This is a genomic window from Bradyrhizobium sp. CIR48 (genome assembly GCF_014198315.1).
Lineage (GTDB): Bacteria > Pseudomonadota > Alphaproteobacteria > Rhizobiales > Xanthobacteraceae > Bradyrhizobium.
Map to the genome: position 1 here is coordinate 1 of NZ_JACIHG010000030.1, position 5359 is coordinate 5359.

Here is a 5359-nt window from a genome sequence, read left to right on the forward strand (position 1 = left end):
TCCACCAAATCCTGCACGGGGACAATGGCCCCTGAAAGCAGCATCGTCATGTAACCGCGCTCGGCGATCTGCACCATCTCCGGCGGCCGCTTGGCGCGATAGGCGGCGATCACCCCGTTGGTCACCTCGTCATAGTTCCCCTTGGCGACCGCGACGACCGTGTACTTGTCCTGCGATTTGTTGAACTTCTCGACCAGCTCATTGAGCCGGTCGCCGAGGACGCCACTCATGGCGTGCCACCACTGGACTTCGACCCGCGCCTGCGCCGGACCAACCAATGCCAACGCGCCGAACAAGGCCGCAATGAATGCGACTTTCCTACCCATGGGCAGCCCTCCCTCGCCGGGCATAAAGACCCGGGATATACATTTGTATTTTTATCATGACATATGTGTCGAGATGATGAAAGAGGGTCGAGTCCCCTCTCCTTCAGGCAGTGCCGGCGTAGAAGGCGACCCGTGCCTGGGGACGCCGGATCCGGTCGGCAAAGGGGCTACGAAACGCTTCGAATTGCCCGGCCGACCTTCTGTAGCGCTTCGAATGCTCCAAAGCGCCGATCGGCCCAATCCGCCAGAGCGGCCTGGGGTCGAGAGATGTCTCCCAGAACCGACATCGCCTGCATCGCCTCGCCGAGATTGGCATGGTCGCCCGAAGCAACTGATCCAAGCATCGCGGAGCCGAGCAGGACGGCCTCCGGGGATGCCGACGCAGCCACCGTCAAACCCGTCATATCGGCGAGGACTTGCCGCACAAGGCGGCTCTTTGCGGCGCCACCGCTGACCACGATCGTATCGACCGCGATGCCCCTGTCCTGCTGGGCGCGAACGATCTGCCTGGCCCCGCAACCGAGACCGCACAGCCCGGCAAGATAAAGCGCCAGCAGGCTTTCCAGATCCGAGCGCATATCGAGCCCGGCAATCAGCGCACGCGCGTCAGGGTCCGCGAACGGCGCGCGATTGCCGAGGAATTCGGGAACGACATGAACCTCGCCGACCAATTGCGGAATCATTCCGTCACCGCCGCGGGATTCGGTTTCCGAAGCGAGCCAATCGGCAAGCGTCTGCTGCTTCTGGCGTGCAGCCTGCGTCGCTTGCGCGGAATGCGGATGCATCTGCAACAGATGCTCGATGGCAGCGCCGGCGGCCGACTGCCCGCCTTCATTGAGCCAAAGCCCGGGCACCATGGCGGAGAAATAGGGTCCCCACACGCCGGGGACGAACGACGGATCCGGCGTGGTCGTCATGGTACAGGCGGACGTTCCGAACACATAGGCCATGCGCGTCAGCACCGTGCCCGCCGTGCCACGCGCGCCCACCGTACCAACACCGCCGGCATGTGCATCGATGAGGCCGGCAGCGACCGGCGTACCCGTCGCGAGCCCGAGATCGGCCGCAGCCTCCGCCGTCAGGCCCGCCGCCAGCCTCGTTCCGCCGGGCACGATCTCGGTGCCGATCCTGCGGAATTGCTCGTCCGCGAGCACGCCGAGGCCGACCCTGCGGAAGAATTGATCGTCCCAGCGGTTTTCATGAGCCAGATAGGTCCACTTGCAGGTCACGGTACAGATGGAGCGAGACAGGCTCCCCGTCGCACGCCAGGTAAGAAAATCGGTCAAGTCCATGAACTGCCACGCACGGGAAAACGTGTCGGGCATGTTTTCGGCGAGCCACAACAGTTTCGGCGTCTCCATCTCGGGTGAGATCGTTCCGCCGACATAATCAAGAACCGTCTCGCCCGTCTGGTTGATCCGGCGCGCCTGATCGGCGGCGCGGTGATCCATCCAGACGATGACGTTACGAGCAGGATCGCCGGACGACCCGACGGGCAGCGGCGCGCCCCCTTCGCCCAGCACCACCAGCGAGCAGGTCGCGTCGAAGCCGATGCCGGTGATGCTGTCCGGCGCGATGCCGGCCTGTGCCACCGCGCCACGCACGCTGCGGCATACGGCACGCCAGATGTCCTCGCTTGAGTGCTCGACGACGTCGCCGGACTCCCGCCAAAGTGCGATGGGGGCGCTGTCACTCGCCATCAGCCTGCCGGAGCGGTTGAACACGCCGGCCCGTGCGCTGCCGGTGCCGACATCGATGCCAAGGAAATGGCGGTCATCGGATTGTTTGGTCATCTGGATCGCCAATTGGAGAATGCTACAGATCGTTGCTCTGCGGCAAAATGACGAGGTCGCGGATGGTGACGTTCCTCGGACGCGTCAACATGAAAAGCACCGCCTCTGCGACCTCCACCGGCTGCATCAAGCCACCTGCCGCCATTTCTTCCTCGATCTTCTCCTTGGGCCAGTCCTTGATGAGAGCGGTCACGACGGGACCAGGTGCAACGGCACCGACGCGCAATCCATGCTTGGCGACCTGGCGGCGCAGTGTATGCACGAACGCCTGCACCGCGTGCTTGGAGGCGGTATAGATCGGCTCCCAGACGACGGGGACGAGACCTGCGATCGAACTGGTGACTATGATGTCGCCGCTCCTGCGCTCGACCATGTGCGGCAGCACCGCATGGATCGACCGGAAGAGCGCATTGATGTTCAAATTGAGCATGCGATCCCAGGCGTCGGGATCGCCGCCGAGCACCTCGCCGCCGACATAGGCGCCTGCATTCGCATGGAAGATGTCCAGCTGGCCCGCCTTCTCCAGCAGCAGCGGCATCATGGCTTGCATGCTCTCGGGATCGGTGAGGTCGATGCGTAACGGAATCGCCTGATCGCCCAGCTCGACGCAAGCTTTGCTCAGCGCCTCCTCCGCCCGATCGATCAGCACCACCCGCGCGCCCGCGCCGATCAAAGCTCTGGCGCATTCGAGACCGATGCCCGATGCGGCGCCGGTGATCGCGGCAACCTTTCCTGCAAGTTCCTGGGCCAAGGCCTGTCCTTTTCTTGTGCGGGTTATTCAAGCTCGGCCATGGGAGAGGCGTGAGCGTCGCGCGAGCGAATCGACGATGACCGCAATGGCTAGGACCGCGCCCGTAATCATGTACCGTAGCGACGAGGAGAGATCGAGCAGCGTCAGGCCGCTCGCGATGGACTGGATGACGATGACGCCGAGCAGTGCGGAATAGGCGCTCCCGCGACCGCCGAATAGGCTCGTGCCACCGATCACCGCGGCGGCGATCGCATTGAGATTTACATCCCCGGTCCCGGCCTGCTGGCTGGAAGATGCCAGCCGCGCCGCGGCAAGAATGCCGCCGGCCGCCGCCAGCGTGGAGCACAGCACGAACGCGGTCAGATAGACCCGGCGAACGTTAATGCCGGCCCGGCGGGCCGCCTCGCGATTGCCGCCGACGGCGGACATCGAGCGGCCCCATTTGGTCCGCGTCAACGCGTAGTTCATGACCACGCACAGGCCGACGAACAGTCCGAACATCCACGGAATGCCGCGGCCGAGATTGAGATAATAGACGACGAATTCGAGCAGGACGGTGACCAGCAGCGCCTTCAGCACCATGCGGCCGAGCGAACTGGCCGATAGCCCTGCCTGCCGCCGGCGCAACGCTGTGCGGTAGCTGGTCACGAACATCACAAGGCTCGCGACCGCCGCCGGCACGTAGGACACGATTGGCGGCATGACGAGCATCTGCCCGAAATTGACCAGCGACGATCCGTACGGAAGATTGATCGAGCCCGAGGAGCCGAGCAGATACAGCTGCAGGCCCAGCCACCCCAGCAGGCCGGCCAGGGTCGAGACGAAGCTCGGCATCCCCAGCCGATTGAACAGAAATGCGTAGAGCGCGCCGATGGCAGCGCCCAGCACCAACGCCGTGACGATCGCCACACCGACCGGCCAATCCTGACCGACCCAAAGCACGCCGACGAGCGCCGAAGCAAACCCGCTCACCGAACCGACCGAGAGGTCGATCTCGCCGACCATCAGGATACAGACGATGCCCAGCGAGATCACCCCCACCGTCGAACAATCGAACAGCAAATTGACAAGGTTGTTCGGCGCCAGGAAAACAGGGTTGAGACTCTCGAACGCCGTGCAGATGACAATGAGCCCGACGACCACCGGCAGCGAACCGAGGTCGCCCGACCGCACGCGATCCACAAACGCGCTGAACATGTTCCCAAATGTGTCCGCGTGCTTGACCCTCTCATCACTGCGGTCGAGCAGGCGCGCGGTCGAAACCTGTTGCGTGTCGTCGGTCATCGCCCAAGCCCCGGCGACTGATGGGCGTGGCGCCGGCTGGCGCGGCGCGAGACCGAGTTTTCGTCCGCACCGGTGATCGCGGTGACGAGATCCTGGTTGGAAGCGTCGGGCTCGAACTCGCCGTTGTTGCGGCCGAGGCGCAGTACCACGATCCGGTCGGCGACCGCGCGGACGTCCTCCATGTTGTGACTGATCATGATGACGCCGAGGCCGCGGGCGCGAACGCGCTCGACGAGGTCGAGCACCTCGGCGGTTTGGGCGACGCCAAGTGCGGCGGTCGGCTCGTCGAGCAGGATGAGCTTCGGCTCGGTGAGCAGCGAACGCGCGATCGCCACGGTCTGGCGCTGTCCGCCGGAGAGCGACGCAACCGGCTCGCGCACGCTCGGGATCCGCGCCGACAATTCGTTGAGCAGCGTCCAGGCGCGGAGCTCCATGGAGACCTCGTCGAGCCGCATCGGATTGAGCTCGCGGCCGAGGAAGATATTTGCGACCACATCGAGGTTTTCGCAGAGCGCCAGATCCTGGAAAACGGTGGCGATGCCGAGGCCGAGCGCAGTGGACGGATCGGACAGGACGACCGGCTCGCCGCCGAAGGCGATCGTTCCAGAGCTGGGCTGGTGCACGCCGGCAAGGATCTTCACCAGCGTGGATTTTCCAGCACCGTTATCGCCCACGAGCGCCACGACCTCGCCGGCATGCACGTCGAGATCGACATTGGTCAGGGCGGACACGGCGCCGAAATGCTTGGAAATTCCGCGAAGACTCAAGACCGGCTTGCGCGGTCCACCCTGCGCGTGATCGACATCCGAGATCGTGGTCATGTCCTAGTCCGTCCTCTCGTCGTTCGTCCCGGCCGCCGGGAGCGGCCGGGACGGACGCAGTTACTGCGTGATGCCGAGCTTCTTACAGCCGGCGGCATAGCGGCCCGTGCAGAGTTGATCGGCCGTCTGGATCTTCTTGTCGATGATCTCCGCCTTCAGGTTCTCCTGAGTGACGACCGCCGGCACGAACAGCTTCGATGGCGCATTGAAGAGCGTGGTTTCCGCCTTGGGTGTCTCGCCGGAGAGGAACTTCACCGCGGCCTGGGCCGCCGCGGCGGCCACGATCTCACTGGGCTTGGAGATCGTGTTGTACTGATCGCCGGCGATGACGAGCTGAAGCGCGGCGATCGTCGCATCGTTGCCCGTCACCGGCGGCACCGGATC

General features: G+C 64.5%; 4 protein-coding genes and 2 pseudogenes. All 6 read right to left on the minus strand.

What is annotated here, in order from left to right:
- A pseudogene (locus tag GGD66_RS40980) lies at positions 1–326 on the minus strand (ABC transporter substrate-binding protein); the annotation flags it as partial.
- Between the two features lie 167 nt (positions 327–493).
- Positions 494–2119 (minus strand): FGGY-family carbohydrate kinase, encoded by a 1626-nt coding sequence (locus GGD66_RS40985; protein ID WP_183262260.1) that lies wholly within the window; start codon positions 2117–2119, stop codon positions 494–496.
- A gap of 22 nt (positions 2120–2141) precedes the next feature.
- Positions 2142–2870 carry an SDR family oxidoreductase gene (locus tag GGD66_RS40990; protein ID WP_183262262.1) on the minus strand — a complete coding sequence of 243 codons (729 nt, stop codon included), beginning with the start codon at positions 2868–2870 and terminating at the stop codon, positions 2142–2144.
- Between the two features lie 27 nt (positions 2871–2897).
- Positions 2898–4154, minus strand: a complete 1257-nt coding sequence (locus tag GGD66_RS40995; RefSeq protein ID WP_183262265.1) for a sugar ABC transporter permease — start codon at positions 4152–4154, stop codon at positions 2898–2900.
- Positions 4151–4975: an ATP-binding cassette domain-containing protein gene (locus GGD66_RS41000; protein WP_183231548.1), complete on the minus strand. Its 825-nt coding sequence runs from the start codon at positions 4973–4975 to the stop codon at positions 4151–4153. Before GGD66_RS41000 ends, GGD66_RS40995 begins: the two co-directional genes overlap by 4 nt.
- Before the next feature lie 60 nt (positions 4976–5035).
- Positions 5036–5359: pseudogene (locus GGD66_RS41005) on the minus strand (ABC transporter substrate-binding protein); the annotation flags it as partial.